Annotated in this window: 35 protein-coding genes; 11 read left to right on the forward strand and 24 right to left on the reverse strand. The window is 32.2% G+C overall.

What is annotated here, in order from left to right; all coding sequences use genetic code 11:
- Position 1 precedes the first annotated feature (1 nt).
- The 9 genes from LKI_RS00840 to LKI_RS00880 all read right to left on the reverse strand — a co-directional run bounded on the left by LKI_RS00840 (position 2) and on the right by LKI_RS00880 (position 5,465).
- Positions 2–436, reverse strand: a complete 435-nt coding sequence (locus tag LKI_RS00840) for a single-stranded DNA-binding protein (protein WP_013102221.1) — start codon at positions 434–436, stop codon at positions 2–4.
- Entirely contained in the window at positions 426–782 is a 357-nt protein-coding gene (locus tag LKI_RS00845) for a hypothetical protein (RefSeq protein WP_013102222.1), read from the reverse strand. The genes LKI_RS00840 and LKI_RS00845 overlap by 11 nt, the downstream gene beginning before the upstream one ends.
- Complete coding sequence (locus LKI_RS00850; protein ID WP_013102223.1) at positions 751–1,026, reverse strand: hypothetical protein; 276 nt, start codon at positions 1,024–1,026, stop codon at positions 751–753. The genes LKI_RS00845 and LKI_RS00850 overlap by 32 nt, the downstream gene beginning before the upstream one ends.
- Positions 1,027–1,054: 28 nt before the next feature.
- The gene (locus LKI_RS00855; RefSeq protein WP_013102224.1) at positions 1,055–2,011 is read right to left on the reverse strand and encodes a replication initiator protein A; all 957 of its coding nucleotides are present in this window, start codon (positions 2,009–2,011) and stop codon (positions 1,055–1,057) included.
- Positions 2,001–2,273 (reverse strand): helix-turn-helix transcriptional regulator, encoded by a 273-nt coding sequence (locus tag LKI_RS00860; RefSeq protein WP_013102225.1) that lies wholly within the window; start codon positions 2,271–2,273, stop codon positions 2,001–2,003. Before LKI_RS00860 ends, LKI_RS00855 begins: the two co-directional genes overlap by 11 nt.
- 562 nt (positions 2,274–2,835) lie before the next feature.
- Entirely contained in the window at positions 2,836–3,090 is a 255-nt protein-coding gene (locus LKI_RS00865) for a hypothetical protein (RefSeq protein ID WP_013102226.1), read from the reverse strand.
- The gene (locus LKI_RS00870; protein WP_013102227.1) at positions 3,087–3,458 is read right to left on the reverse strand and encodes a hypothetical protein; all 372 of its coding nucleotides are present in this window, start codon (positions 3,456–3,458) and stop codon (positions 3,087–3,089) included. Before LKI_RS00870 ends, LKI_RS00865 begins: the two co-directional genes overlap by 4 nt.
- Before the next feature lie 34 nt (positions 3,459–3,492).
- A complete protein-coding gene (locus LKI_RS00875; protein ID WP_013102228.1) occupies positions 3,493–4,125 on the reverse strand; it encodes an SAP domain-containing protein in 633 nt (210 codons plus the stop codon).
- A 17-nt stretch (positions 4,126–4,142) separates the two neighbouring features.
- Entirely contained in the window at positions 4,143–5,465 is a 1,323-nt protein-coding gene (locus LKI_RS00880) for a Y-family DNA polymerase (RefSeq protein WP_013102229.1), read from the reverse strand.
- Positions 5,466–5,849: 384 nt separating this feature from the next.
- On the opposite strand from LKI_RS00880, the gene LKI_RS00885 reads away from it, so the two are divergent.
- Positions 5,850–6,362 (forward strand): HAD-IIIA family hydrolase, encoded by a 513-nt coding sequence (locus tag LKI_RS00885; RefSeq protein ID WP_041773561.1) that lies wholly within the window; start codon positions 5,850–5,852, stop codon positions 6,360–6,362.
- Positions 6,363–6,445: 83 nt separating this feature from the next.
- On the opposite strand, the gene LKI_RS00890 is transcribed toward LKI_RS00885, so the two are convergent.
- A complete protein-coding gene (locus tag LKI_RS00890; RefSeq protein WP_013102231.1) occupies positions 6,446–7,297 on the reverse strand; it encodes a PhzF family phenazine biosynthesis protein in 852 nt (283 codons plus the stop codon).
- A gap of 881 nt (positions 7,298–8,178) precedes the next feature.
- Between LKI_RS00890 and LKI_RS00895 the strand changes: the two genes are divergently transcribed.
- On the forward strand, positions 8,179–8,697 hold the full coding sequence (locus LKI_RS00895) for a GNAT family N-acetyltransferase (RefSeq protein WP_013102233.1): 519 nt from the start codon (positions 8,179–8,181) through the stop codon (positions 8,695–8,697).
- A gap of 90 nt (positions 8,698–8,787) precedes the next feature.
- Here the strand turns inward: LKI_RS00895 and LKI_RS00900 are convergent, their stop codons facing one another.
- The 3 genes from LKI_RS00900 to LKI_RS00910 all read right to left on the reverse strand — a co-directional run bounded on the left by LKI_RS00900 (position 8,788) and on the right by LKI_RS00910 (position 12,576).
- Positions 8,788–9,255 carry an ASCH domain-containing protein gene (locus LKI_RS00900; protein WP_013102234.1) on the reverse strand — a complete coding sequence of 156 codons (468 nt, stop codon included), beginning with the start codon at positions 9,253–9,255 and terminating at the stop codon, positions 8,788–8,790.
- 10 nt (positions 9,256–9,265) lie between these two features.
- Entirely contained in the window at positions 9,266–10,840 is a 1,575-nt protein-coding gene (locus LKI_RS00905) for an ABC-F family ATP-binding cassette domain-containing protein (RefSeq protein ID WP_013102235.1), read from the reverse strand.
- Positions 10,841–11,394: 554 nt separating this feature from the next.
- Positions 11,395–12,576: a multidrug effflux MFS transporter gene (locus LKI_RS00910; protein ID WP_013102237.1), complete on the reverse strand. Its 1,182-nt coding sequence runs from the start codon at positions 12,574–12,576 to the stop codon at positions 11,395–11,397.
- Positions 12,577–13,229: 653 nt separating this feature from the next.
- Here LKI_RS00910 and LKI_RS00915 point away from each other — a divergent pair.
- From LKI_RS00915 to LKI_RS00935, 5 genes are all read left to right on the forward strand, one after another.
- Positions 13,230–13,742: a GNAT family N-acetyltransferase gene (locus LKI_RS00915; protein WP_013102238.1), complete on the forward strand. Its 513-nt coding sequence runs from the start codon at positions 13,230–13,232 to the stop codon at positions 13,740–13,742.
- A gap of 111 nt (positions 13,743–13,853) precedes the next feature.
- Positions 13,854–14,174, forward strand: a complete 321-nt coding sequence (locus LKI_RS00920) for a DMT family transporter (RefSeq protein ID WP_013102239.1) — start codon at positions 13,854–13,856, stop codon at positions 14,172–14,174.
- Positions 14,175–14,452: 278 nt separating this feature from the next.
- Positions 14,453–15,124, forward strand: coding sequence for a type 1 glutamine amidotransferase (locus LKI_RS00925; protein WP_013102240.1), 672 nt, complete (start codon positions 14,453–14,455; stop codon positions 15,122–15,124).
- Positions 15,125–15,177: 53 nt separating this feature from the next.
- Positions 15,178–15,723 (forward strand): RBBP9/YdeN family alpha/beta hydrolase, encoded by a 546-nt coding sequence (locus tag LKI_RS00930; RefSeq protein WP_013102241.1) that lies wholly within the window; start codon positions 15,178–15,180, stop codon positions 15,721–15,723.
- A 125-nt stretch (positions 15,724–15,848) separates the two neighbouring features.
- On the forward strand, positions 15,849–16,487 hold the full coding sequence (locus LKI_RS00935; RefSeq protein ID WP_013102242.1) for a CatB-related O-acetyltransferase: 639 nt from the start codon (positions 15,849–15,851) through the stop codon (positions 16,485–16,487).
- A gap of 97 nt (positions 16,488–16,584) precedes the next feature.
- Here the strand turns inward: LKI_RS00935 and LKI_RS00940 are convergent, their stop codons facing one another.
- On the reverse strand, positions 16,585–16,983 hold the full coding sequence (locus LKI_RS00940; protein WP_013102243.1) for a DUF1093 domain-containing protein: 399 nt from the start codon (positions 16,981–16,983) through the stop codon (positions 16,585–16,587).
- A 20-nt stretch (positions 16,984–17,003) separates the two neighbouring features.
- A complete protein-coding gene (locus LKI_RS00945) occupies positions 17,004–17,948 on the reverse strand; it encodes a YdcF family protein (protein ID WP_013102244.1) in 945 nt (314 codons plus the stop codon).
- 608 nt (positions 17,949–18,556) lie between these two features.
- On the opposite strand from LKI_RS00945, the gene LKI_RS00950 reads away from it, so the two are divergent.
- Positions 18,557–19,099 (forward strand): GNAT family N-acetyltransferase, encoded by a 543-nt coding sequence (locus tag LKI_RS00950; protein ID WP_013102245.1) that lies wholly within the window; start codon positions 18,557–18,559, stop codon positions 19,097–19,099.
- 153 nt (positions 19,100–19,252) lie between these two features.
- Here the strand turns inward: LKI_RS00950 and LKI_RS11230 are convergent, their stop codons facing one another.
- From LKI_RS11230 to LKI_RS00970, 5 genes are all read right to left on the reverse strand, one after another.
- Entirely contained in the window at positions 19,253–19,450 is a 198-nt protein-coding gene (locus LKI_RS11230) for a GyrI-like domain-containing protein (protein ID WP_083774969.1), read from the reverse strand.
- A gap of 375 nt (positions 19,451–19,825) precedes the next feature.
- A complete protein-coding gene (locus tag LKI_RS00955; RefSeq protein WP_013102247.1) occupies positions 19,826–20,038 on the reverse strand; it encodes a helix-turn-helix transcriptional regulator in 213 nt (70 codons plus the stop codon).
- Positions 20,035–20,334: a DUF6442 family protein gene (locus LKI_RS00960; protein ID WP_013102248.1), complete on the reverse strand. Its 300-nt coding sequence runs from the start codon at positions 20,332–20,334 to the stop codon at positions 20,035–20,037. Before LKI_RS00960 ends, LKI_RS00955 begins: the two co-directional genes overlap by 4 nt.
- A 482-nt stretch (positions 20,335–20,816) precedes the next feature.
- Positions 20,817–21,278: a GNAT family N-acetyltransferase gene (locus LKI_RS00965; protein ID WP_013102249.1), complete on the reverse strand. Its 462-nt coding sequence runs from the start codon at positions 21,276–21,278 to the stop codon at positions 20,817–20,819.
- A 269-nt stretch (positions 21,279–21,547) separates the two neighbouring features.
- Positions 21,548–21,877 carry a GNAT family N-acetyltransferase gene (locus LKI_RS00970; protein ID WP_341271173.1) on the reverse strand — a complete coding sequence of 110 codons (330 nt, stop codon included), beginning with the start codon at positions 21,875–21,877 and terminating at the stop codon, positions 21,548–21,550.
- A 3-nt stretch (positions 21,878–21,880) separates the two neighbouring features.
- Here LKI_RS00970 and LKI_RS00975 point away from each other — a divergent pair, with 3 nt between their 5' ends.
- The 3 genes from LKI_RS00975 to LKI_RS11235 all read left to right on the forward strand — a co-directional run bounded on the left by LKI_RS00975 (position 21,881) and on the right by LKI_RS11235 (position 23,434).
- Positions 21,881–22,228: a MarR family winged helix-turn-helix transcriptional regulator gene (locus LKI_RS00975; RefSeq protein ID WP_187286366.1), complete on the forward strand. Its 348-nt coding sequence runs from the start codon at positions 21,881–21,883 to the stop codon at positions 22,226–22,228.
- A 7-nt stretch (positions 22,229–22,235) separates the two neighbouring features.
- Positions 22,236–22,751, forward strand: coding sequence for an acyl-CoA thioesterase/BAAT N-terminal domain-containing protein (locus LKI_RS00980; protein ID WP_013102252.1), 516 nt, complete (start codon positions 22,236–22,238; stop codon positions 22,749–22,751).
- A gap of 137 nt (positions 22,752–22,888) precedes the next feature.
- On the forward strand, positions 22,889–23,434 hold the full coding sequence (locus LKI_RS11235; protein WP_423202009.1) for an acyl-CoA thioester hydrolase/BAAT C-terminal domain-containing protein: 546 nt from the start codon (positions 22,889–22,891) through the stop codon (positions 23,432–23,434).
- Between the two features lie 270 nt (positions 23,435–23,704).
- Here the strand turns inward: LKI_RS11235 and LKI_RS00985 are convergent, their stop codons facing one another.
- The 4 genes from LKI_RS00985 to LKI_RS01000 form a co-directional block, all read right to left on the reverse strand.
- Complete coding sequence (locus LKI_RS00985) at positions 23,705–24,169, reverse strand: MarR family winged helix-turn-helix transcriptional regulator (protein ID WP_013102254.1); 465 nt, start codon at positions 24,167–24,169, stop codon at positions 23,705–23,707.
- Positions 24,166–24,564, reverse strand: a complete 399-nt coding sequence (locus LKI_RS00990) for a hypothetical protein (RefSeq protein ID WP_013102255.1) — start codon at positions 24,562–24,564, stop codon at positions 24,166–24,168. The genes LKI_RS00985 and LKI_RS00990 overlap by 4 nt, the downstream gene beginning before the upstream one ends.
- A 333-nt stretch (positions 24,565–24,897) precedes the next feature.
- Positions 24,898–25,413, reverse strand: coding sequence for an Asp23/Gls24 family envelope stress response protein (locus tag LKI_RS00995; RefSeq protein WP_013102256.1), 516 nt, complete (start codon positions 25,411–25,413; stop codon positions 24,898–24,900).
- Positions 25,414–25,459: 46 nt separating this feature from the next.
- Positions 25,460–25,654, reverse strand: coding sequence for a DUF2273 domain-containing protein (locus tag LKI_RS01000; RefSeq protein ID WP_013102257.1), 195 nt, complete (start codon positions 25,652–25,654; stop codon positions 25,460–25,462).
- Positions 25,655–25,656: the final 2 nt, after the last annotated feature.

The following is a 25,656-nucleotide window of genomic DNA, read 5'->3' on the forward strand; positions in this document are numbered from 1 at the left end:
CCTACCCCTCTACATACTCAAATGCATTGCTGTTAAAGTCAGGATATGGTGGCAAATCATTATCTGTCACTTCACTATTTTTACTGTCAGCAATCTGTGTTTGAACAGCAGGATTTTTCGATGACTGATTAGATTTATAGATGCGGAATTGTGTCACTTGATTTTGCATGGCATAAATCTTTTGACCTGTACTTTTATCGGTGTAGTTGTGATTGCGCATCACAAATTCAACCTCAACTACTTGACCAACATCAGTCAAATAGTCACGAATCAATTCTGCAGTTCTGTTAAAAGCAACATAATCAATGTAAGTTGCTTTGCCATCTTTTAAATCATTAATGGCTAATTTGAAGTAGGCAATCTTGATTTCATTTTCACCTCTTACAGTGAAGTTAACATCACGAACTAAACGTCCAACGTGGTGATTAATTTGCATAATAATTTCTCCTTTTTTGATCCAGTAAACTAATAATCGGGGTTAATTGGTTAGTTAAATAGTCTTGGATATTATTTGGTAGTTTAAACACGGGAATTTGGTTGCCGGCTTCAGAATAATGAATGCCATTTAGGACTTTACAACCGACGTAATGATTCCCTAAGCAATCGTCAAACAACTCACCTTTGACTTTCATCTCACTTGATTTTAAGCAGACAAAGGCTTGCTTTTTTGTTGGTTGAACGAGATTATTTTTTAATTCTTTAACGAGAATGACAACATATTTAGTTTGTTGCAGTTCTTGTAAACTTTGCTCATCCAACAGCGTTAATTGTCTGACTTTCATAATCTCTTCCTTTCGGTCTTGCAGCCTCATGAAATGGTAAATGATACCATTTCATCAAATTTTTAATGACTTTATATGATTGATAAGAGGTACGGTATAACCGCACTGCGCCATCACTTTCTAATTCGTGATTTTCAATTGCTTTAATCACTTTTCGGCTGAGTTCACCTGATGAGTTAGCCACAAAAAGTATGTCTGCGTTGAAAAAGTCTACTGCAATAAATAGGTTGTACTGGTTTGCCATTTTGTCTCTCCTCTCTCCAATTTAAAAATTAAAATCCCGACGCAGATTGATTAGTTGTAACAGCAATTTTTAGTCGGTTTTCAAGCCCCTTAGCAAAATAATTACCGTATTGGTTAATATCTACCAAGTGGTTTCGCATATACTCCAATTGGTTACCACCAATCTTTGACAGAAAGAGTTTGATACCATCATCACCCTGCAACTGATTTTGCAATGCCAAAACCGAATTGCCTCGTTCAAACTCAGTTATCAAAAATTTATATCCTTGATCAAGAGCGCTGACAACAGTTTGTGCCTGTTCAGGTTCATTCAACAGTAAGTCAGGAATCAATGTTTGAACTACTACCCTTAAATCAGGATTTTTTTGAATTATTTTTCCGATAGCAATCAATGCTGATTTGTTATTCTTAGTTACTTCATCCTCATCAAAAGAATTGGTTTCAGTTTCACTCAAATAAGTCTCACTACTCTCAGTCTCACTTGACTGTCGTTTTGACAGTTCTTGACCTGTCGTTTTGGCAGTTCTTGACCTGTCATTTTGACAGTTCCGGACCTGTCGTTTTGACAGTTCCTTGTCCCCCAAGGGATTAGCCCTGTGGATAACTTCAAAATCAGCATTTATGTTGCCAACGTAAAGTCTGTTTGGTTTATTTAACCCTTGTCGTTCTTCTTCAAGGAGCCCAACATTTGCTAGTTCTTTTTTCAAACTAATGACTTTTTTCTCGCCAACACTAAGGATTGTTTGCAAATCATTGTTTTTGTAAATTAGGTAAACATCACCATTTTTATCAATCCAATTATTCTTAATTGACAACAAGAAACGATCACGTAGAATGGCGTAAGCCATTTTTGTTTCAAGCTTCATTTCGGAATAGAATTCATTTTCAAATAGTGCTTTGGGAATTTTATAGAATCGTTCGTTAGTTTCAACCTGATCTCTACTAACCCGTTCCATTTTTCTAGGTTTATCTTGGTCATTTGTCATCAGCAGTCCCCTCTAATGTCGCAACAATCTCTTCAAACGGTACATCCATAATTTTGTAAAACTTTATGAATGTAGTTAGTTTTGGATTGTAACTTGGATCAGTTTCAGCTTTTGAAATCGTCGCTGTTGACAATTCCCCTTTTGATTTCACAGCTAATTCCAATTGTGTCAAACCTTTTCTTTCTCGATAGGCTTTTACAATTGATCCAAAAGAATGTCTCATTTTGTCTTTTTCTTCCTTGTTTTGGTTGTCAAGTTCCATTGATTTGTTCCCCAATAATTAACCGTCATTTAAGACGGTCTCTTAACAATTCCTTAATATTTAGGCTGTTTTTAAGCAAAAAAAATAAGCCCACACAGGACTTATGAGCTTTTAAAATAACGAATATTACTAAAGCGTTACTTCATTTCAAATTATTGACTTGGGAATTTTAGTAAACTTTGTAATCCCTTGTGCGCCAACGTATCAACAAGCCTCTGTTACGTTAGATTATGCACGGTACACTAAAATTGCTATGGGCGGATTGCAAGTCATTTACCAGATGTTTAATCAATTAGTAAAATTTCGGAAATGTTTCTGTAATTTCACTAGTTGTTTTTTTATTTGTAAGACACTTGTTATTCTATTATACCAATGTCATACAGCAATGTTAAATCACTGTCCACGGTTTTTAAAGCTTATTCTAAGGCTGTTTAACATCTTAATTTCACATCTAAGTTTCTAAAAAAATACAGATACTCTCAGCAAAGCATATTTGCACATTGAGTATCTATATTTTTGATTAATTATAATAACTAGTCTTAATTCACTTGAAGCTACTGGATTAATCATTTGTACGAATTGTTAATCCAGTAGCTTCATGAATTTGTTTTGCTAATGCTGGGATTTGCAATCGGTATTCATCATCAAGACGACCAATTTGTTGTGAGCGCCTGGCTTGTCCAATTTTATAGTATTCAAAGAAGATATTAACTTTTTTGGCATATCGCTGATGAACGATTCGTACTTCATAAATCGTATTGGGTTGTTTTGTAAATAGTGTTTTAATGGTTGTAATCATGTCTTCAATTGGATTCATTTTTCTCTGATAACCGTCCTAATATCTTCATAGGCGATAAATTGTTGATTGATATAGACGCCTAATGCTGTAAAACCATCGACTAAACCAGTCACATTAGGAATCAAATAACCATCAGTAGTTTCAATATTTTGTTGTACAGTCACTATGTGATAATTCACACAAGAATGTTGTAAGATACTTTGTGCCTCATTTAATGGTATTGTAGGTAATTTCTGCGGTTTCTGATTGCGTTGAACATTCTCTTTGACTAAAGACGAGGTGTGATCGGATAAGAAATAACCATTCCATTTGATTTTGCCACGTTCACGATAATCATTCTTAAAATAGCGATTGATAATGGTGCTAAAGTTTTCTTTATTGGCCATATTACTTTTCCATTTCTAGCATAAATCAATATTATCAAGACAAGTATTGACGAATATCTGATTGGTACTGTTTCAATAGCTTTTTGCTGTATTTTTTAGGTTGATTAGAGTCTCTAACTTTTGTCCATAAAATGGAAGCGACTGTCATTCGTTCATGGTAAACTTTGGTACAATCATCAGCCATAAATGTTTTGACAAAGTTATTCCATTGATATGTCTGTTCCTCAGCGTTATTTGATAAATTTTTATCGGGGTGCTCGTAAACATCTATCAAGTCCTGGATTGTGGCTGTTTTGTCTTGTGTCGTTTCAATTGCTCGCATCTTAATAGCCATCGATTTTTTAAAACTAAATTGGCTTAGTCCATAATATGATTTAAAAAATGCTCGCGCTTCATTATTCAAACTAAAACCGGACGCTAATATACTTGTATTGGGTGTAATTGAACCGTCTTTTAGAGTGCCTTTACGACGTATTTTTCTGGTTACTTTAATGTTTGATACTGGTACGCCAGAAAGCAATTTAATAATATAAGCTGTTAACTCAGCCTTTGTTCCAGTGGTTGGCAGACTGTGCTTTTTGCAAATGTGTTGCAGTTCCGTTTTGTACCAATAGTAGCTCTGAAAGTCTTTAATACGCATGTTTTTGTTAAAATCAGGTCGTGCCATGAACAATACCCTTTCTTTTAATCATAACTATTACCTCCATTATGTCCTCCCACTAGGCTAGCTCGATTAATGGCAGTGCCCCCCTCCTCTTTGGACATAGCTCGCATTAGAGCAGTTGTGCCAAAACGTTGCCGAATTTCATCAACGACCTGGTCAATTTTATTTGTTTTAAGAAGATGTTCAGGTTGCTCAAAGAGATTGAGCTGTACGCCAGTATCATCAACTAAACCACCATAATCAATCCCGATATTTCTAATTACTTCGCCATGCCAGTGCTTTCTAAAAAGATTAACCATAACAGCCATTAAAGTTTTGGTATTATTGGTAGGACTAATCCGGCACTGTTTCCGAAAACCATGAGACCCTTGTTGTTCACTTTCGGCAAAAGAATAACCGATAAACAAACTAACTAAACCTGTTTGCTTTTGATGGGCACGAATCCTTGTAGCGACTTGATCAGCCATTTCACGGACAACAACTTCAATCTCAGCTTGTTGACTATAATTACGTGGTAATACTTGTGAGTTACTATAAGACTTACTTTTTGGTTTAATGTTTTCAGCCAAATCAGAACGGTCAATACCCCAAGACAAAGCGAGTAATTGTTCACCCATTAATCCTAGTTTCGAACGAAAGAGATATGGATCTTGATGCGCTAAATCATACATCGAATGAATACCCATCACGTTTAGCTTACGAGCAATTCGAGAACCAATACTCCAAATATCAGTGAGCTGTGTGATTGGCCACAATTTACTTGGTACATCTTCATAATGCCAAATCCCAGTTAAATTATTTGCGTGTTTGGCTTCAATATCAAGCGCCAATTTAGCTAAGACTGGTGAATCACCAATACCAACAGTTAAGTAAATACCTGTTTCCGACCGAACGTGTTGTTGTATTTTGAAAGCAACTTCTGCTGGTGTCTTACCAAATAACTGCCAAGAATGTGTCATATCAAGGATAGATTCATCAATAGAATATGGCAATAAGTGCGCATCATCAGTGTATTGTCGATAGATATTATTAATGCGTAGATTTTCTTGAATATAAAGGTTCATTCTCGGATGAGCAATGACTAAGTCCGGACAAACAGGAATATCACGTTGTCTAGTAACATTAGTGATACCCAGTATTTTCTTGGCCATTGGTGAAGATGCCAAGACTAAACCACCATTGGTATTTTCTTGTTCCGACATCACAACAAGTAGTGCTTTTAATGGATTGTAGTTACGTTCCACACACTCAACACTGGCATAAAAGCTTTTAGAATCAATCATAAATATCACACGTCGTTCTTCATGTGTATAGTCATATTCAGTTTTCTGCAGGTCTACCATATATTATCTCCAAAACAAGTGTGTATAATTCATTATACGAACAAATGTTCTGTTTGGCAAGAGAAAATTATGAAATGAGTTTGTTATGATTTTTTGACTACGCTTAGTAAATTGAGCGCAAATAAAAATACCTTAAACAATGGTTGTTGAAAGGTATTTTTATAGTGTTTGATCAAAATCGAAACACATAACAATATTATGGTGTACAGACTTGAAAATCGATTTGTAATATTTAATTATTTCGATATCGGTACTGGTTTTCATAAATTAAAAGACCAGATACAACTACCGCAATTACTGCCCCACAAGGTAAAGCCAGTAAAATATGGTCTGAAATTGTATTTTGCTATGAGCACAACTTCACAGTTTACAAGGAAAAATTTCATGATAAATCAACAATACACAACTGTTTTTATCGACCGTGATGGTACTATTGGTGGTAATGGACACTTTCAATCTTTAGAAGACTTTAAATTATATCCCTATACTTTGGAAGCTATTGATAAATTAAAAAGAAATAATATTAAAGTATTCGGTCTTTCAAATCAAACACATATTGAAGACGGTAAAATGAATTATTATGACTTCTTCAATTCTCTTATTTCAGTCGGTTTTGACGATGCCTTTATCTGTCCTCATTCAGAAAAAACGAATTGTAATTGCAGAAAACCAAAAAAAGGTTTAATCGATCAAGCCCATGCAAAATATTATTTTGAAAATAGTCAGTCCATTATCATTGGTGATAGATACTCATCTGATATAACGCTCGCCCTTGATTGTGACATGCTTGGTGTTCACGTTGGTACAGGAAAACAAGAAACCAATAAGCGGAGTAATTGCGATAAGGTTATCTATGTTAAAACGCTTAAAGATGCGGTAGATTACATTGTCAAATAGCCAATATGTTAAGTGAGGATTAAAAAAGCACAACGCTAAACATACAGCGTTGTGCTTTTTTAATCCTGATCTTAGCTAACCATTTAAACCGATACTGATTTATTTTCTACTAAATAACCATATCCACCCACAAATACACCATCAATAATCCCATCATGAGTTGTCAAATTAACAACAATTTTTGATGGGCTATTAAGATTGTATCCCTGCTCAAAAATATATTGTGACTTCTTTGCTACATATTTAAATAGATAGCAGGCCAAGGCACAGTTAGATGTACCTGTTGCCGACTCTTCATCAATATCATAAAGAGGTGCAAAATTTCTACAAATCGCAGTAATTCCACTCTCGCTCTCTTCAAGTGAAAATGCATGAACACCAACCACATTTTGTTCTTTACTCAAGGCAGCCATAACTTTGAAATCAGGCTTTAATTCTTGAAGTGCTTTTCTTGAACTTACTGGTAAAAGAATATCCCGCAATCCTGTTGATACAATCTGAATTGGTAGTTTTGAGTCGATTGCATTTGTATCTAAACATGCATTAAATAAATCTGATGTAAGCGTATTGGAATATGTAGGAACCTTTTGTTCCATAAACACCATGCCATCAGTGTCAACTTTCATAGATAAAATACCCGACTTTGTTTCTATTGTATAATCACTTTTAGATAATTTATTTGTCAAGTTCAGAAAGGCGAATGTTGCAATTGTGGCATGTCCACAAAGTGGCACTTCTTCCGTAGGTGTGAAATACTCTAAACGAAAGTCTGCTAATTTTGATTCGGTTATAAAAGCCGTCTCAGCATATCCCAGTTCTTTGGCAATTGCCATTTTTTGAGCAGAAGTTAAATCGGGTCTATCAAAAACAAGCCCAGCTTTATTACCGCCAGCATTGTCCTTACTAAAAGCACTTACAACATATACGTCAACCATTATTATTTGCCTCCATTCAACATGACTTCGATTGTCACTTTGTTCTGATTAGTATACCGATTTATTGGAACAAATACAATCACTATTGTTTAATTTATCAGAGTATTTTGTTAACTACCAGCTTCACGTAATTGTCTTTTAGCTTGATTCAATTGTTCTTCAATTTTATTTAAACCACTTTTGGTATTGCGATCAGTTCCCTTAATCAGCAAGTCTAAATCACGTTAATTACAAGCAAAACAGATTTGAATTGACAGCCTTGTTTATCCACTTTCCAACGTTTTATCTTTTAACCATATTTTGTTGGCATAGTTATTTTTCCTTTTCATAATCTCTCATCTGAATAGCCATACCGTTGATTTCTTAAACCGACATTAGTTTAATCCATAATGTGTTTTAAAAATGATCTTGCTTCATTATTTAAACTAAAATTTGACGCTAAGATGCTTGTATTCTGGGCTTTTAGGGCAGACTTACGACGTATTTTCTGGTTGCTTTGATTGATATGCCAGTAAGTAATTTAACAATATAAGCTGTTAACTCATCCTTTGTGACAATGATTGATAGATTATTTTTTTACAAATATGTTGTGCAAATCCGTTTTGTACCAATAAGTCCTATATCATTGATATTATGATTTTTTTCAACACAATACTAGACATTTCTCTCTGTACCTGTGCTTGATTGATGGATGATAATCATATAAAATTAAGTTATTAAAAATGACTGTAAATTTTTATCTTCATTAATAACGTTGTCGCCTATAAAAATTGAATGTGCCTTGATAAAACCTCACTTTTATTTTAATACTATACGGAACACGTTAATATGAATTATTATTATTGACTAATACTACATCCTAGACGCAAAGGACATTTGTTATGAACAAAACAGATAATAAACAAACCTCTCATATATCAATTAGAAATGCAAATATAGCTGATTTAACAGCGATTCTGAATATTGAAAAGTTAGGCTTTACAGCTGAAGAAGCCGGTACAAAACTTCAATACATAGAACGTCTCAAAAAGTTAAAAGAAACATTTTTAGTCGGTGTTGTTAATAATCAAGTAGTTGGTTTTATCGTTGGGCCTGTCGTTCAGGAAGATAGAATAGCTGATTGGATGTACGAAGAAATACGTGAACAAGATATAGTCGGTGGAAACCAAATGGTGTTAACAATTGCGGTAGACCCTACTTTTCAAGGATTTCATATTGGAAGTCAATTATTAGACGCATTTTATAATAAAGCCAAGACACAGAATAGCAAAACAATTGCACTGACATGTCTAGAGAAGAATATAGCCTTTTACGAAAAAAATGGCTATAAAAACATGGGACAATCCTTATCAAATCATGCTGGTGAAATTTGGTATGACTTGATAAAAAAGGTAAGATAGTAGTCGCAGATTAGAAAAATAAACCGTACACTTTTTATACGAAGTGTACGGTTTATTTTTCTAATCACGCAGGAGCTAAATAGTTAGCCATTAAAGTTTACGAACATCAACTAGTTTAAAAGTTTGACAGACAACCATGAGTTCATCGGTGAATTCTTTTCTCCATGAAGCCAGCTCTGAGGAAAAGAATTCTTTATGAACTGCATACCAGTATGACAATGACAGGTCTCCTTCACCCTCATTTCGAGCAAACTGTTCACTAACTTCCTTGATTGGCATAATTTCGATTTTTGTATATTGAATGACGGCAACAGGCTGATTAGACCCATCTAAAATGATATCGTACTGATTAACTTCTGGCATCCTTTCATCTTCATATTCATAACTAATTAGCGAAGAACTAGTTGCAGTTTTACGGCCTGTCACAACCAGTTTTGATAAATTATTGGCCATTTCAGATGTGCCATCACCGAAAGACCAAGCATCAAATTCAGTATTATTATTAATGTTATTTTGTTTACAAAAATTGTTCCAGTAGCTTATTATTGTATTTGTCATTTTTTGTCCTTTATAATTTGATTAGTGGTTTGTTTTCTAAAGCGTAATGAGTATCAAAATGATTATTAACAAAATACCGATCGTGAGAAACAGCAATAACTGTTCCCTGATAATCATCTAAAGTATCTTCCAACATTTCAATGGAACCAATGTCCAGGTCATTGGTTGGTTTGTCTAAGACGAGCACATTTGGATTTTGGCCAATAATTTGTGCCCAACGCAGTCTTTTACGCTCACCTCCTGATAAATTACAAACTTTTTTAAAAACATCAGTATTGAAGAATAAAAATTTTGACAATTGATATCTAGCATCTGCCTCACTCATTGGAACCTGGTTAATATATGACTCAATAATGGTCTTTTGCGTTTCTAACTCAGATTCAAACTGCGAAAAATATCCTATCGATAAATTAGGTCCAGTATATATGGAACCACTTGTTACCTCCTCAAGCCCAAGTAAAAGTTTTAGTAGTGTACTTTTACCGACACCATTATCACCTAAAATAGCAACACGATTGCCTCTTTTTACTGTGAAAGTAATATTTTTCAAAAGATCTTGTTGTTTCTCTACCTGAAACACAATATCTTTGGCTTCAAAAATTATTTTACTAGACTTTTCAACTTTTGTTAAATTCATGACCATATTTTTTTCTACCATACGTGGTCGCTGAAAAACCTCAATTTTATCTAATGCTTTTTGCATACTTCTGGCTCTAGAAGCAAATTTTTCATTATGATAAGTGTGTGCCCATTCCTGTAATTGACGGATACTTTGCTTCATTTTCTTCACTCGGTCCTGCTGATTGCGATATTTTTGCAATGCTAATGCAATTCTTTTTTGTTTTTCCTGGAAATAGAAAGAGTAGTTTCCATTGTATATAGATGATAATCCATCTTCAATTTCTATAACTTTCGTGGCAATTTGGTCGATAAAATGGCGATCGTGCGATGCTATGATAACTGCCCCTCTATAATGTTTAATGTGATCAATTAGCCAATCCGTTGTTAAGTCTAAATGGTTTGTTGGTTCATCTAGAACTAGTAGATTGGTGACTTGAACAAGTGACAATGCGAGTTTAACCTTTGCCTTTTGTCCACCACTTAAGTTTTGCCATTCTTTTGACAATAAGTTATCTATACTCAATCCGTTAGCTACGCTCTCTATTTTTGCCTCCATTTCATAGCCACCAAACAATTGGAAATCATCTAGTAATTTTCCATATCGGTCATAGTCCTTTTCAGATAGTATTTCTCCCGATGCCATTTTATTTTCAAGATGGATCATTGCTTTTTTCACTGAGATTAATGATTGAAAGCCCGATTTTAATATATCAAGTACTGTTTGATGTTCAATGACTTTTAAACGTTGACTAATGTAGGCAATTTTTGTTTCCTTTTGAAACGCAATTGTACCACTTTGTGGCTGGCTTTCTTGTGTAATTATTTTTAAAAGGGTTGATTTACCACTACCGTTACGGCCAACAATGGCCACCTTTTCCTGCTCGTCAATTGCAAAGGTAACGTCGCATAAAATATCGTTTCCAGCGAAACTTTGTGTAATTTTATTTAAATCTAATATATTCATGATTTTCCTTTGACCACAAAAAAAACTACCCCAAAATGAGGTAGCCATTAATGAATGGTTCTCTTAATTTAGGTTGTTAAACACGTTCAATTTTGTAAAAATGGACAGACTCCACCCCTTGATTTAATAATACGTACAAAATTGAATGTACGCGACTAATCCATTTTGATTGAACTTGTGTCATGAATATACCTTTCTCTTATTAAATATTGTTATTTTAACACATTAGAAATAATATTTCTAGATAAATGCTAGTAAAGAATTTACAACCAGAACTATGGTGATGTAGTAAAAATAATTTATCTCGTTTATTATAAAAAATGTTGTATTAAATCGATTTCAATAATATTAATCACCTTTTTTATTCTAACATGCACTGTTAAATTGATACATGGTGTTGTGCACATTACTTGGCAAACTGTACAAACTCTTAATTTATTCAATTTTATGCTTAAAACTCATTTTAATTTTTGTGAGATCACACGTTTCAATAATTTTTAGCAAAATAAAAATCAATCATAGAATATGATTAATCCTTGAAATTTAATAATTAATCAGATATTTTTAAAACTGCTTTTATTGACGAAAATTAGGATAGATAAGCCAACTGCCAATGTCAAAGTATATATTGGAAAAACTAAAATGTTTCCAGTATGAATGACACTCATGATAAAAGTCAAAATGCCAATCATGCAGTAATACATAAGACCAAAAATGCCACTAGCAATCCCGATAACTTCTTCATAAGCATATAACGAAGTTTTTAGAATAACAGGTAGTGCAATATTGATGCCTAAGAATATGCCAAAGATTGCAATGTAAATCATAAAAATATTGGCACTAGCAAAAGCCCAGATTGAAAAAATTGAGCAGGCAACGGCTATGCAGATTCCTAATAGAATAACATTGAAACTACTAGTTTTAACGGCCAATTTATTAACAACATAAGCACCTATAATCGTTCCTAAAGCAATTAAAATACCTGTGTTGCCGTATGCACTGGTACTAAGTTTTAAATTATTAATAAAAATAAATGGTGCTTCAGAGTAAAAGTTAAATAATATCGCATTGAAAACTGCAATGGCAAAAGCATTCAACAGAACGAATTTGTCCTTTAGCAACTTGAACGCAACAGTCACTAATTCTTTTACCGAATAATCAAATTTTACCAAGTTAGTTTCAGGAAGCTTCACAAAAGTGAGTATCAATAATACTGTGGCCAATACTATTAGAAATAAGAATACACTCATATAATGAAAATGAGTGACTAGTTGCGCACCAATAATCGGCCCAATCGCTGGTGCAATTGAGATAACTGCGCCGACAGTCGCAAAAACTTTGGTAGCTTTTGAGCCTGAGTAACTTTCACGCATGATTGCTTGTGTGATAACAGATCCAACACTAGCGCCAAAAGCTTGAATAAAACGACTCATCATAATTAAGCAAAAGCTATTAGAATAAAGTAAGGAAATATTGCCTAATAGATATATCAAAATTCCTATTAGCATGATTGGCTTTCTGCCATACTTATCAGATAATATACCCCAAATCAATACGCCTAGAGCGAATCCAATAAAATAAATACTTACAGTCAGCTGAATATTAGAATCAGTAACTTTTAATGCTTTGCTTAGTGCTGGCAATATTGGTGTAAATATTGACTCGCTTATTTGCGGAAAACCAATTAATAAGCAAAGTAATCCTACTGATAATTTAGATTTTTTTCGGGTGTCCATTTTTTAACCTCATAGTTTATTTAATCTTCAAATGAACACCCTTATTTGACTACAGCCTCTAATGCAATAAAAATAACGTAAGGCATTTTTTATTAGTCCTCCATGTTTTAATTTGCTGAAGCAATCAATACAGTATTTAATGCCCTAGTATTGTAACATATTTGGCATAATTAATGAATTGAATATATTTTTAAAAGTAAAATAATCTTGCTTTTGTTTCCTAACTCACAACTGATGAAGTAGCACAGACGCTTACATTTGTAAATCAAATCACTCCAAGAAACTAAGCTAGTTATTGAGAAGACCAAAATAAAACTACCACCGATTGATGATTGATCAATTAAATGTATTAATATCATGGCAAAGATTTAATTTTTTTAACTTCTAAAGTCATAATTTCAACTTATTAAACTACAAATATTTAATTAACAGCAAAGCTAAACATAGGTACAAAGTGTGGGATGTCTAGATTGGTATTTCATATAATTAAGTCTTTTCATATTTGAACTCTTTGTGAAATTATGCTAATATGAAAACAATTGTTCCACTGGGAACGTTGCTTAAAAATAAGCAGTTGATTGCATTTCATTAGGTCTTTGAAGAAATGTAATTGGCTGCTTTTGTCTTTTTATTAAACAATGGAGAAAACAAATATGCACATCAAAGAATTAGACTTGACGGACCTCAATGAATTACAAAAAGTGAGCACAGAAACCTTTTACGATACTTTCGCAGCTCAAAACACAGAACAAAACATGCAAGACTACTTAGTAAATAGTTACAAGTTGGAAAAGCTATCCGCAGAACTCGAAAATAAAAATTCATTTTTTTATTTCGTACTCAATGACACGAATGAAGTTATGGGTTATCTCAAGCTAAATGTGAATGATGCGCAATCAGAAGATGATTTTGAAAATGCCTTAGAGATTGAACGAATTTACATTCGTAAGGCATTTCAAAAACAAGGGCTAGGAAAGATTTTATATAATATTGCGACCACAAGAGCCGTGCAATTAGGAAAACGTCGTATTTGGTTAGGTGTGTGGGAACATAATCAAAACGCTAAAGCCTTTTATCAACATCTCGGTTTTGATTTTGTTGGCAGTCATATCTTTAATATGGGTAATGATCCACAAACTGATTTAATTATGGTTAAAACAATTTAACAAATATAATATTGTGTTCCACCGGGAACAGTTTCTAAACAGTATGTCCACATCATTAGGTCAATGAAGATGTGGCATGAACTGTTTTTTTTTATTTTAAGGAGAATAAAAATGACTTGGGTTTATTTATTTTTAGCTGGAATTTTTGAAGTAGTTTGGTCTAGCACCATGAAACTTAGTAACGGATTCTCACATTTTTGGTGGACTATATTAACTTTTATTGGAATGATCATTAGCTTCGCCATGCTTTCTTTATCACTCAAAAACTTACCTCTTAGTTTTGCTTATCCAATATGGACTGGTGTTGGAGCAATCGGTTCAATCATTATTGGCGTCTTATTTTTTGGTGACAAATTAAGTATATTCACGTGGTTCTTCGTTGTTTTGCTCATTATTGGTATTATTGGTATTAAATTTACTAGTGGGCACTAAGACTATGCCTTAACTAAAATAACATGTGCTATAGAAATTAATGCTATAACAACGTTTATAGTCACAAAAAATACTTGTGAAACTTTAAAATTTACAAACAAAAATGTACCCTATTTTTCCAATTCACAAATTAGTAATTTCAACAAATTTCACAAATGTCAATATTTTAGACCAATTATAATTTGACAAACTGACTATTGTGATATAAAGTAATAAAAAAGAATAGGGATGTGCAGGCGATACCTATGTAAACATTGCCGTCGATGGAAAGGCTTTTTATGCGCATTAATGTTCTTCAACACACGCCAAATGAAGGTCCAGGAAGTATTGCCTCTTGGGCTTTTTCTCATGGTCACGAATTTTTTGTCTATCATCCATACTTTTTTGACGGTGTTTTGCCAAAAGCATCTGAAACCGACCTACTAATTATTCTAGGTGGTCCAATGAGTCCTAATGATGAACTGCCGTGGATAGTAAAAGAAAGAAAACTAATCAAAGAACTCTTAAGAAAAAACAAACCAATTTTTGGTGCTTGCTATGGTGCACAGCAGATTGCTAAAGTCCTTGGATCTAAAATTATCAAATCACCTTTTAAAGAAGTCGGATGGGCAAATATTATTAAGCAAAATTGTTTCATTCCTAATTTTCCTGACAAATTTCCAGTGTTGCATTGGCATGAAGAAATGTTCGAAATACCAGAAAAAGCAACCCTGCTTTTCAGTAGTGAACTAGTATCAAATCAAGGATATCTTTATGAGGGAAATGTTGTTGGGTTGCAGTTTCATCTTGAACCTCAACAAAGTGACGTTAATGAAGTCGTAGTTAATGATTATTCATATGCAATAGTCAATAATGCACTTAAACAGACACCAGATCAAATAATCAAATTTCCAGTTCCTTCAATTAACAAGGAAATAATGTATGCAATTTTAGATTTTATAACTTTGTAATTTATATGCACATAAGATATTGGCTAGAATATGTTTGAAGGGTTTTTAACGCAATGAAAAAAATATTTTTAATTGATGGTTATGGTGGTTCACCGACAGTAAACTGGCTTGATTGGATTGGTCGACAACTTGAAAATGAATTTCAAATTAAAAAAATATGTATCAACAAGCCTGATGTAGCAGAAGTTGAAAAATTTGATAATGCTTTAGTTAACCAAATCGATGAAATAGAGTCGTCTTATTTTATTTGCCATAGCTTAGGTTGCGTGACTTTAATTCGTTATTTAATAAAGATTAAAAAAGTCCCTAAAGGCATTATATTTGTTTCTCCGTTTGATCAACACGTTCATGGATTTGACATGTTTGATGAATTTTTTGTCCATGCACCTCTAGAACTTCTAAACCTGGATTCAAATAAATCAATTATAATTAGTAGTATGAATGACCCAATTATACCCTTTAAATACAGTCAGGAAGTGGCAGAAAAACTAAAAATTCCGTTTATTCTTTGCCCCACTGGCGCTCATTTCCGTGCATCAGACGGTATGGTAAAGTTTCCAGCAATTTTGACTTATATTCAATCGAATTGGAAAAATTAATTTTTTTAAAGTTATCTAATATAAAATATTTCATTTTAATATGATTTAAGTGTTTGTTTAATTATGTTAAGCTTAAAGCATTTAAAGAACATATTAACTGTAAATAAAATTAAGGAGTATCTGTAATGACTAAAGTGCCAGATCCTAATAAAATATATCCTGATGAAAACGTCAAAAGTATTGTGTTTTTAAAAAATGTTGTTACTAACCCTAACATTGAGGTTGGAAAATATACCTATTTCTCAGATGAAGAACCGAAGAAATTCGAAGAACATGTTACACATCATTATGATTTCATCAATGATAAATTAATTATTGGAAAATTTTGTTCAATTGGCGCGGATGTAGAATTCATAATGAACGGTGCTAACCATCTTATGAAAGGTATCACACCCTACCCCTTCTATATTATGGGAGATGAGTGGTCTGGACATCTTCCTGAAATTGGAGATTTACCAAATAAAGGGAATACTGTCATAGAAAATGATGTCTGGATAGGTCAAAATGTAACAATTTTACCAGGGGTACATGTAGAAAACGGTGCTATTATTGGTGCTAACAGTGTTGTAGCTAGCAATGTTTCAGCTTACTCAATCGTTGCCGGAAATCCTGCCAAACAAATTCGGAAAAGATTTTCAGATGATATTATTGCACAGTTACAAGATCTAGCTTGGTGGGATAAAGATGTTGAATGGATTACTAAGAATATAGATTACTTAATGACAGGTAAAATAACCAAAGAAAAAATAGATGAATTGAACTAATTCATCTATTTTTTTCGGTTATTTTGTTGTTTGTCAATGCTGACAATCCAAACACGATATTTGCTTTTTGTGCTCATAGAATTAACATCTAAAGGTACTATTCAATTAGTGAGATTTGTTTTAAAACAGATTTTGGTACTTTATTTTGTTTAATTAAAGTTGGACCATACACAATCCTAGTGTTAGAAACTTTCGCTTCTAAAAAGGTCCCTGGTTTAAATGGTTTCACGTTTGCACCTGAGAGTTCAAAGGGAATACTTTTTTTATTACCCTCAGCATTCACAAATTCAAACTTGTACTGATAACTGTAAGAATCCTTAATTACATTACCACTGCCATCTTTTGTCTGTTCACGGTTGGGAACTTTTAACGGGACCTTTGTGTATGCCTTTGATGACTTATAAGTGTTATCGTAATAATTTTTTGTTTGTATTGCAAGACCAATAACTAAACATAATGTTAATACACTTGCAATGATTAAACTGATTTTTTTCATGTTTCATTTCCTCAAGTATTCTAAACAATAAAGAATGTCAACGCATTAATAATCACAATTATTAGCATAAAAGCTATATGAAATGTTTTGTGATTAGAAAGAATTGCTATATATTCACGAATTAAAGCGTTGGGTAAGAAATATTTACTGGTCTTAGACCCTATACCCTCAATATTTAGTCCTACTAGATGTGCAAAACCAGCTGCTCTAAAAACATGATAATCATTTGTTGCAAAAATTCCTTTTTGTAAATTAAATCCATTTTTTTCAACAACTTGTTTAGAAAAAAGCATATTTTGATAGGTATTTTTTGACTGATTTTCTACTAGAATATCTGATTCTGCCACACCATGCATAATTGCATAAGCTTTCATAGCTTCAGCTTCTGGCAACAATTCATCTTTACCTTGACCACCTGACATGATTAATTTCATAGTTTTTTTATTTTTTTTGAATTGTTGATTTTTAAAATTAGCAGCTACCATAATTCTTGATCCTAGTAATGGTGAAACAGTATCACCATTCAACAAACCAGAACCTAAAATAATCGCATATTCTTTGTTAAATTTTGGATGCACTACCTTTGTAATCATATAAGATGCGAGAAAAGTTAAAACCCAAAAAATTAAATAGTTTTGAAAACCGTAAGAAACATTTTCAACAAAATCAATAATTTTATTGTTTGGAATGTATCGATTTAAAATGCTAAAAACAGTTGGAATTATTAGCAGTAAAACCCCGATAATTAATGTTAACATGTTTCCGATTGAATGATTCTCACGTCGCCAAACTATAATACCATTCCAGATAAATAGAAAGGCGCTTAAAAATGTCAGTAAAAAAATAGGTATAAAAATCAAAACCAAGACTGCTAAATAGATATATGTTAGCAGTTGATTATTGATCTGAATAACAATAATAGATAATGATATAAAATAACTAAAAACAGTTGCAATTGTTGCCATACCACACAAAAGTCTATACCGGTTTTTCTTAATTAAAAGAAATGTTATGATTGATAGCACAAGTGATATTATAATAAAAAGTATGGCATAGCTAAAGTAATAATTAAAAATATTTTCCATAGCAACTAATAATCCCCTCTCTTACTTAACTCTAATTGTATCATGAAAGCGATTTTTACAAATAATATGCATCTATCGATTAGCTTTTCTCAGGTCAAACCATTGTTGAAATGTGGGCAGTTTCTGTACCGTCAATATTTGATACACTCTTCTAATTGATGTTACCTTTCAAAACATAATATGTACCCTTTTTTAACGGTGTCTTGTGTCCTATCAATGCTCTTTTCAGTACTTACTTGAGTTGCATTTGCACTCACCTACTACAGCAGCATTAACAATCCACAACGTACCTAGTTTGTATAATTTGCACTTCTTTCAATTTTTCACGATTCTAAACTAAAAAGGCTACTAATTAAGTAGCCTCATCCTTTCTAAATGTTTTTAAAATTAGTTTATCTATTGTAGTGTCAAGAATATTGACACAAATTATTTCTTATCTATTTCTCCGTAGTAAAATAATAATCAAAATGTTTTTTAGGAGAATTGATATGTTTATTCGAATTGCCACAAAAGAAGATGCTAACCAACTGATTGATATCTATAGACCTTATATTGAAAACAATACAACAAGCTTTGAATATGATGTCCCATCACTTGATGATTTTAAACAACGTATAAGGGATATAACAATTACGTACCCCTATATTGTCATGGTAGATGGAGAAACAATTTTAGGATATGCATATGCTCACGAATATAAAGAGCGTGATGCATATCAGTGGACAGTTGAGGTCAGTGTGTATCTGTCTAAAAATGCTCAGGGTAAAGGCATAGGGCGCAGACTATATAATTCTTTAGAAGAATACTTACGTCGTCAACATGTCGTTAATATTATGGCATGTATTACAGGAGCTAATGAAACAAGTATTGCTTTTCATGAGCATATGGGTTACGAAACTGTCGGACAATTCAAAAAAGTTGGTTTTAAAAACAATCAATGGTTGGATATTTATTGGTTAGAAAAACAAATTTCCAGTTCAGTTAGTCCCGAAGCATTTATACCATTTTCAAAATTAAATGAATCGTATTAAGTTTTTGATTATATTCTTAACATATTTTTTTAATTGATTAAGCAAAGCTATCTATTCATTGAACAGTAATAATTACAATTATAACTAATAAAAAGACCGATTACTTAATCACCCTTTTACCTTCTCCTGATTTTCTAGTGAATTATTCATTGGTTACTGATTTACTGGCAATTGCAGTTCAACCGTGAGTGATTTTTCAGAATCATTTGGATCCGTAGGATAAATTTCTCTCATAGGTCCGGAAATATGATAATTGTTTTTCGTGACCCATTTGAGTAACTGATTGCCACTGTCCCCGATATTTTCTAACCCATCATTATGGATTATTGAGGCTACCTCTTCTTTCTTAATTCAAAATAAAAAGCAAAAACAGTTTCTTTTGCTCTCGTAATTACTATATATAAACAATATTGATATTCGGGTCATACTTTCTTTTAGTGGTTAATATAGTTTATTGTCATTTTCAAAAGACTTCAGTTCAGTTAATCTTCAGCTACTATAATTTTTGGGGTTTATAATCATTATTCCTATCAATGAAAAAATTAAAAATGGCAGTGACATTTGTACTAGGATTAAATTGTTATGTCTTATAAGAAATGACCATGTTATTACTAAGAAAGTCAACAGTTCGCTAGATATATGCTCAGTACTACGCCCCTGGGAGTCCGTCTATGAGCTTTTTTAACCAAAAAAAATGACACAATCAAATATATTAGGTCATCTTAACTATTCAAAATAGAATAATTCTTCAAATTTTTTATCTAAAGCAATGCAAATCAATAAAGCCAATTTTGCCGAGGGAATATACTCATATGTTTCAATATTACTAATTGTCTGTCGAGAAACGCCAACCAGTTTTGCTAAATTATTTTGATTAATAGTCTTTTCAGCTCGTGCAACTTTCAAATTATTTTTTAAAATTAAGTGCTCATTACTCATACAAATAACGACCACACAGCCGTGACATTAGCCACTACCAATATAATTACAGTGATGATCGTGACAAATGAATTTTTCTTTTTTAACATATATAACTCATGGCCGAGTGCAAGAAAGAGAATCATGAAAAACAAATCATCAGTTCTTTCATGTTGAAAAAGCCTAACAGTAAATATAAAAAGCCATGCTAATAGTAACATTACATAATGTACTGCTGTCATGTTTTTTAATTCGGATAATTTTCCTTCGTCTCTATTTTCTTTCTGAGCAACTTTTAAAAACTTTTTTTCATTCATTTTATTTTCCTTCTTTCATAATTTTAATTATATATATGACAAGTTAACTTGTCAATAGTATAAGTGTGCTTGTCATAAACAACTACATATGTTGAAAAAAATAAACCAATTGACGTTTACAAGCGTTAAAAATAAATTATTTAAAAAACCTTCACAACATTTTTTAAACGCTTATTGAATCATAGTAATTTTAAAATCGTACAGACAAGATACTTTTATACAACCAAAACCTGTCAGCATAATGCTTAAAATAACAGGCACCATCTACCATCAACTATATTATTCCTGCATCATTTATTGGAAAATACCAAAATCCAAAAGAAACCGTTACTCAAATCAAAATAAAAAGCAAAGTCTTTTTAAACAAAGTCTTTGCTAAATAGTGATCACTGTACTTAATTGTTTTAAACATCCTGCTCTTAACTTCATAATTAATAACGACATTAAACATTTTATTTATATGTGTTTACTTTTACGATATTTTATAATAATTTTTTTGACATACAAACCGAATTACTTAGTCCATCATAAGGTGAATAATTATCAACTACTTGATAATTCATTTTCGTGTAGAGACGAATTGCATTAGTATTATTTTTACCTGTTTCCACGATTAGTTTTGTATAACCATCCGAATAGGCCTGAGATTCTAATTTGTTAATTAATTTCGTTGCTATGCCATTTCCTCTAGCAGTAAGGTTCACAAATAATCTTTTTATCTCTAATACACCTGTGCAATAATGCTTAGTGGCAACACAACCAATTGCTTGGTAAACATTATAAGCAACATAGGCATCTGATAGATCAGTAACTGAGTTAAATACATGATACTCATTTTTTTCTGTAATTTGAATATCATTGTTAAAATTAGCCAGTGTCTTATCAAGCATACGAACCAGTCTATTAAAATCTTGGTCTGTAGTGTTTACTTTCTTAATTTCCATTAGTTTACTCCAATAATTAGTCAACATTTTAGTTTAAAACAATATTAACATTTAAAAGTTCACTTTAATCTGAAAAATGTTAACTAAAATAACATTATGAGCCTGACTTGATAATATTTTTGTTCTAGATTATAACCGTATACTGATTGTAGTATTTAATTATTTTACTCATCTCTGTCTGTCAATAATTATGTCGTATACACTCAAAGTACTTGTGTCTCAACCAAAAAACTGATGAAAATTTTTGTTACTGTTGAATCTTTAAATGTCTATTTTTTCCAAGTCATTGAAAATTCAATTTCATCTGTTTCGTTATCAAACGTCTCTGCATCAATTACAAAGTTATTTTTTAAATAGACCTTTAATGCTTTGCTATTCTTCTTATAAACGTGTAACGTTAAAGAATTTTTCAATTCTTTAACATGATTAATTAGCTGCGTTCCAATACCCAACGTTTGAAATTCTTTTTTTACAAATAGACCAGCAATGTAACTGTCCATTTCCCCTAAAAAACCAACTATATGCTTATTATTGTCATAATAAACATATAAATTACTTTTTGGTAGCAATGTGGCCACAAGATTTGAGCTGAAGTACACACAATTGTAAGTATAGGAAAAAATCCTGATATCAGTCTTAACCAACTAGCAAAAGTCAGAAAAATTAGTAAAAGTGCTGCATCACAAATGACTTCTAAATTAGTTTCGAAAGGAATTATTACTAAATCTAGATTAGAAAATAATGCTAAAAGATCAGCGTTATCACTTACTAACGAAGAATTAAAAGTATTTTATGAGCACATGAATCAACAAACATATTTAGAAAATGAATTAGAAAATGTAATCAATGAATTTTCAACTGAGGAGTTAACAAAAATAACACTACTCATGAGTAAAATAGAAGATGTCTGGGACAACTTACCTTGGAATCCAGCAAATACAAAAGGATAATTATTCGATGAAGTTTTTTAATATAGAAAAAATAAATTCAGCAGTAGATGAAATAATTGACATGAAGTTGGAAAACTTGCCTCCTCATTCAAAAGTTGAAATCCAAGTACGTAATATCTCTCCCTATTATTGTATTAATGCCCCTTTAAAAATTAAAAACAATCAGCAATGGTTATCTGAAAATACCTTTTTGAGTGACGCTAATGGAAATATTGACTTAAACTATTTTCCTAGCTTATCTGGTACATACACAGGCGCCTACCCAATGGGCTGTATAACATTTTTAAAAACAGTTGATAGTAAGATTAATATCGATAAGTCAATACAAAATAATACTTCTCTCAATAAAGAATGTACTTTCGAAATCAAAGCGTTAGTCAACCATAAGGTGATTGATAAATGTCAAATTAAACGCTTTTTTTTGAGTGAAAGTGTGCAAAGTGAAATAATATACCGACGCAACTTTCAAGGAAGATTTTTTATCCGAAACATGCCAATAGATTACCTGCGATTATTGTATTAAGCGGCAGTGAAGGCGGAATTGAAAAAGCTCAGTCAATTGCACAATTACTAGCCAATCATGGATTTTCTGCTCTGGCGATTGGTTATTTTAACATAAAAGGCTTAACATCAAACCTTAGTCAGATACCAATAGAAATAATAAAGTCAGCAATTGACTTCTTAAAGTCTCACGATGTAACTGATAAGGATCGTATTGGTATTTATGGTCGATCAAAAGGAGCAGAATTTGCTTTACTTGCGGCAAGTTACTACACACAAATCAAATGTGTTGTAATAAACTCCCCATCTAATATAGTTTATGAGGGTATAAGTCATAAAAGATTACCCATACGTAAATCATCTTGGTCTTATAAAGGCAAAGACATTAATTACTTTCCGTTTTCATACAGAAGTTTTATATGGTCTAAGATCAAAAATCAAAGCTTTCCCATTGTAAGGGAAAATAGTGAGTACGAAATACCTGTGGAAAAAACTAACGGAAATATTTTCTGTGTATTTTCAACAAAAGATGAAATTTGGAACGCTGAACTAGCAACCACAAGAATAGAGAAACGATTAAAAAGATATCAGTTCAAAAACAAGTTAAGGATAATGCGTGTTGAACATACGGGTCATATGTTAACTGTTCCTTTTCAACCTAACAATCGCTATAAGTCAATTTCACAATGTAGAAATTATGAATGAAACACTATTAACTTGGCAAAAAACAATTGCTTTTTTTAAAGATAATTTTTAATTATTGATATTGATTATGTACATTTATCCATTTGTAATCTTGTTTACATATATCGTTTAAAAAGTCTTTTACAACTATAAAAACACTTAATTACGATTGTATTCGTCGTAATCAAGTGTTTTTGAATTGATTAAAGTTTATCAATAATTAGTATTCAATTAGTTTATTTTTTCTCAATCGGAATAGACCTAATTAATATGTAAATATTGTGTACAGTGTTAATCTTTTAAATTTTGATTCAGTGCATCTATAAATTTCTCAATCGCTAGTAACTCACTATTATCAAAACTATCTAAAATATCTAAATAGCCTTTAAGAGCTTCACTGTGTAAACGATCATGTTGTGCAGCCAATATTTCCCCTTGAGAGGTTAGCTGAACTATTTTTTGCCTTTTATCTTGACCGGAAGTAACGGTAATTAATTGGTTACCTTCGAGTCTATTGATAAGCCTTGAAACAGCTGGTTTACTAATAGACAACATACTTGATAGTTTTGTAATATCACATTGATTGTTTGTATTGATTAAAGACAGGGCTTCTAGTTGTCTTAATGAAAGTGTCCAATTAACGTTTTGTAAAGTATTTGACTGATTGAAATGGTCTTTTTTATTTCGAACTTGTGTTTGAGCGCTGTACAAGCTAATCAATTTTTTAATTATAGTATTCTGTAAGTCTTGCATCATTTTTTACTACCCAAGTCATTTAAAGTTTGGTCATCTAATGCCCGTGTGAGTTCTTCGCACCTGATAATTTTATCCTTGTTTATTGTAAATACGGCAAACACCTCAACATGCCCTACTTTGTCATTATTTTTGGTCACACTAACGACATAGTGGAGAAATATTTTCTGATTTTCTATATCAAACATTTCTTCTTGAAATTTAGTTACTTGTACTTTACGTGTCACTTTGTGTAGAGTCACAATATGCTGTCTGAATTGGTTTAAATTTGAGTTTACGCCATCTGTTGTTTGAAGATATTGCGTATCAAAATAGTTTTCTATTTTTTCTACTTTAAGACTATTTAATACATCTTCATAAGCATTTTCTATTAACGTTTTCATTTCTTTCTTTTCCATAATTTCCTCCAATTATGTAACATGTTAACTTTTATTAGTTAACATGTTACATAATATGCTAAAAATATCTAATTGTCAACAATCAATCGAAAAAATTCAAAAGAATATCGTTTTTCCCGCTTCCCCTAATTATTTTGTCTGCACTGTGCTGCCTTCACAAGTGCCTGATCATGCTTCCTCACAGACTGCACAGACACACACTGTCAAACGCCTTGCTGATATTCTCTTTAGATTGTGCAGCATCACTTTAAAAATAATATTAGGTACCAATACACATAAAAAACCTTGAAATATTATTCCAAGGTTTTTGTCGACTTTGTCAATTAATTATTGTTACTTAACGCGACTATCATCGTCAGTCAGGTTGCTCGCTGTTTCCTTAACAGAACTAACACCGTCAGATGTCTTTTCTTTGATCGTACTACCTGCATCAGAAACTCTGTCTTGTAGTGTCACTCTAGAATTTTGATATTCAGCTTGTGTCTGGATATCAATAATTTGAACATTTAATTCGACTAACTTTAGACTCGTTGTTTTTTCTAATTGTGTCTCAGTTACTTTGATTAACTCTTTGTAGATATCATGTGCATTGTGACCAAATTCCATAATGACATCTAAGTCAACAGCAACTTGTTCTTTACCAACTTCCACATCAATACCATCCGTTGGGTCATCGCTGTTGACAATTTTATTTTTAATATTTGAGACAAAACCACCGTCTACGCCAAGAAGACCTTTAACATTTTCAATGGCATAACCGACAATCTTTTGAATGACCTTGTCATTAAAGGTTAATTCACCTTTAACATCTGTTGAACTAGTTTGAGTACTCTTGTTTTCTGTAACCATAATAATTTCCTTTCTACGTCGATCAATTAGTCAGTATTCCTGGCTGCTATTTACGTTTAAAAATTTGTACTAATGGTGTGAAATCAAAATCATATTTGTCTAACAAGTAACCGACAGTACTTGCTAATACTGTTATAACTACAATCCAAAAAGTATTAGTAAAACCAACAGTCATCAGTAGAGTTGCTAAGATAAAGCCTAGAACACCAAATAGCCAACTATTGGGAATTTTATTCTTCAATT

Origin of the sequence: Leuconostoc kimchii IMSNU 11154 (assembly GCF_000092505.1) — a bacterium.
In the GTDB taxonomy this organism is placed as follows: Bacteria; Bacillota; Bacilli; order Lactobacillales; family Lactobacillaceae; genus Leuconostoc; species Leuconostoc kimchii.

Coding starts and splice junctions, on each gene's coding strand:
- LKI_RS00840 (WP_013102221.1), bottom strand. CDS start 436: ATGCAAATTAATCACCACGTTGGACGTTTAGTTCGTGATGTTAACTTC.
- LKI_RS00845 (WP_013102222.1), bottom strand. CDS start 782: ATGAAAGTCAGACAATTAACGCTGTTGGATGAGCAAAGTTTACAAGAA.
- LKI_RS00850 (WP_013102223.1), bottom strand. CDS start 1,026: ATGGCAAACCAGTACAACCTATTTATTGCAGTAGACTTTTTCAACGCA.
- LKI_RS00855 (WP_013102224.1), bottom strand. CDS start 2,011: ATGACAAATGACCAAGATAAACCTAGAAAAATGGAACGGGTTAGTAGA.
- LKI_RS00860 (WP_013102225.1), bottom strand. CDS start 2,273: ATGGAACTTGACAACCAAAACAAGGAAGAAAAAGACAAAATGAGACAT.
- LKI_RS00865 (WP_013102226.1), bottom strand. CDS start 3,090: ATGAATCCAATTGAAGACATGATTACAACCATTAAAACACTATTTACA.
- LKI_RS00870 (WP_013102227.1), bottom strand. CDS start 3,458: ATGGCCAATAAAGAAAACTTTAGCACCATTATCAATCGCTATTTTAAG.
- LKI_RS00875 (WP_013102228.1), bottom strand. CDS start 4,125: ATGGCACGACCTGATTTTAACAAAAACATGCGTATTAAAGACTTTCAG.
- LKI_RS00880 (WP_013102229.1), bottom strand. CDS start 5,465: ATGGTAGACCTGCAGAAAACTGAATATGACTATACACATGAAGAACGA.
- LKI_RS00885 (WP_041773561.1), top strand. CDS start 5,850: ATGATAAATCAACAATACACAACTGTTTTTATCGACCGTGATGGTACT.
- LKI_RS00890 (WP_013102231.1), bottom strand. CDS start 7,297: ATGGTTGACGTATATGTTGTAAGTGCTTTTAGTAAGGACAATGCTGGC.
- LKI_RS00895 (WP_013102233.1), top strand. CDS start 8,179: ATGAACAAAACAGATAATAAACAAACCTCTCATATATCAATTAGAAAT.
- LKI_RS00900 (WP_013102234.1), bottom strand. CDS start 9,255: ATGACAAATACAATAATAAGCTACTGGAACAATTTTTGTAAACAAAAT.
- LKI_RS00905 (WP_013102235.1), bottom strand. CDS start 10,840: ATGAATATATTAGATTTAAATAAAATTACACAAAGTTTCGCTGGAAAC.
- LKI_RS00910 (WP_013102237.1), bottom strand. CDS start 12,576: ATGGACACCCGAAAAAAATCTAAATTATCAGTAGGATTACTTTGCTTA.
- LKI_RS00915 (WP_013102238.1), top strand. CDS start 13,230: ATGCACATCAAAGAATTAGACTTGACGGACCTCAATGAATTACAAAAA.
- LKI_RS00920 (WP_013102239.1), top strand. CDS start 13,854: ATGACTTGGGTTTATTTATTTTTAGCTGGAATTTTTGAAGTAGTTTGG.
- LKI_RS00925 (WP_013102240.1), top strand. CDS start 14,453: ATGCGCATTAATGTTCTTCAACACACGCCAAATGAAGGTCCAGGAAGT.
- LKI_RS00930 (WP_013102241.1), top strand. CDS start 15,178: ATGAAAAAAATATTTTTAATTGATGGTTATGGTGGTTCACCGACAGTA.
- LKI_RS00935 (WP_013102242.1), top strand. CDS start 15,849: ATGACTAAAGTGCCAGATCCTAATAAAATATATCCTGATGAAAACGTC.
- LKI_RS00940 (WP_013102243.1), bottom strand. CDS start 16,983: ATGAAAAAAATCAGTTTAATCATTGCAAGTGTATTAACATTATGTTTA.
- LKI_RS00945 (WP_013102244.1), bottom strand. CDS start 17,948: ATGGCAACAATTGCAACTGTTTTTAGTTATTTTATATCATTATCTATT.
- LKI_RS00950 (WP_013102245.1), top strand. CDS start 18,557: ATGTTTATTCGAATTGCCACAAAAGAAGATGCTAACCAACTGATTGAT.
- LKI_RS00955 (WP_013102247.1), bottom strand. CDS start 20,038: ATGAGTAATGAGCACTTAATTTTAAAAAATAATTTGAAAGTTGCACGA.
- LKI_RS00960 (WP_013102248.1), bottom strand. CDS start 20,334: ATGAATGAAAAAAAGTTTTTAAAAGTTGCTCAGAAAGAAAATAGAGAC.
- LKI_RS00965 (WP_013102249.1), bottom strand. CDS start 21,278: ATGGAAATTAAGAAAGTAAACACTACAGACCAAGATTTTAATAGACTG.
- LKI_RS00980 (WP_013102252.1), top strand. CDS start 22,236: ATGAAGTTTTTTAATATAGAAAAAATAAATTCAGCAGTAGATGAAATA.
- LKI_RS00985 (WP_013102254.1), bottom strand. CDS start 24,169: ATGATGCAAGACTTACAGAATACTATAATTAAAAAATTGATTAGCTTG.
- LKI_RS00990 (WP_013102255.1), bottom strand. CDS start 24,564: ATGGAAAAGAAAGAAATGAAAACGTTAATAGAAAATGCTTATGAAGAT.
- LKI_RS00995 (WP_013102256.1), bottom strand. CDS start 25,413: ATGGTTACAGAAAACAAGAGTACTCAAACTAGTTCAACAGATGTTAAA.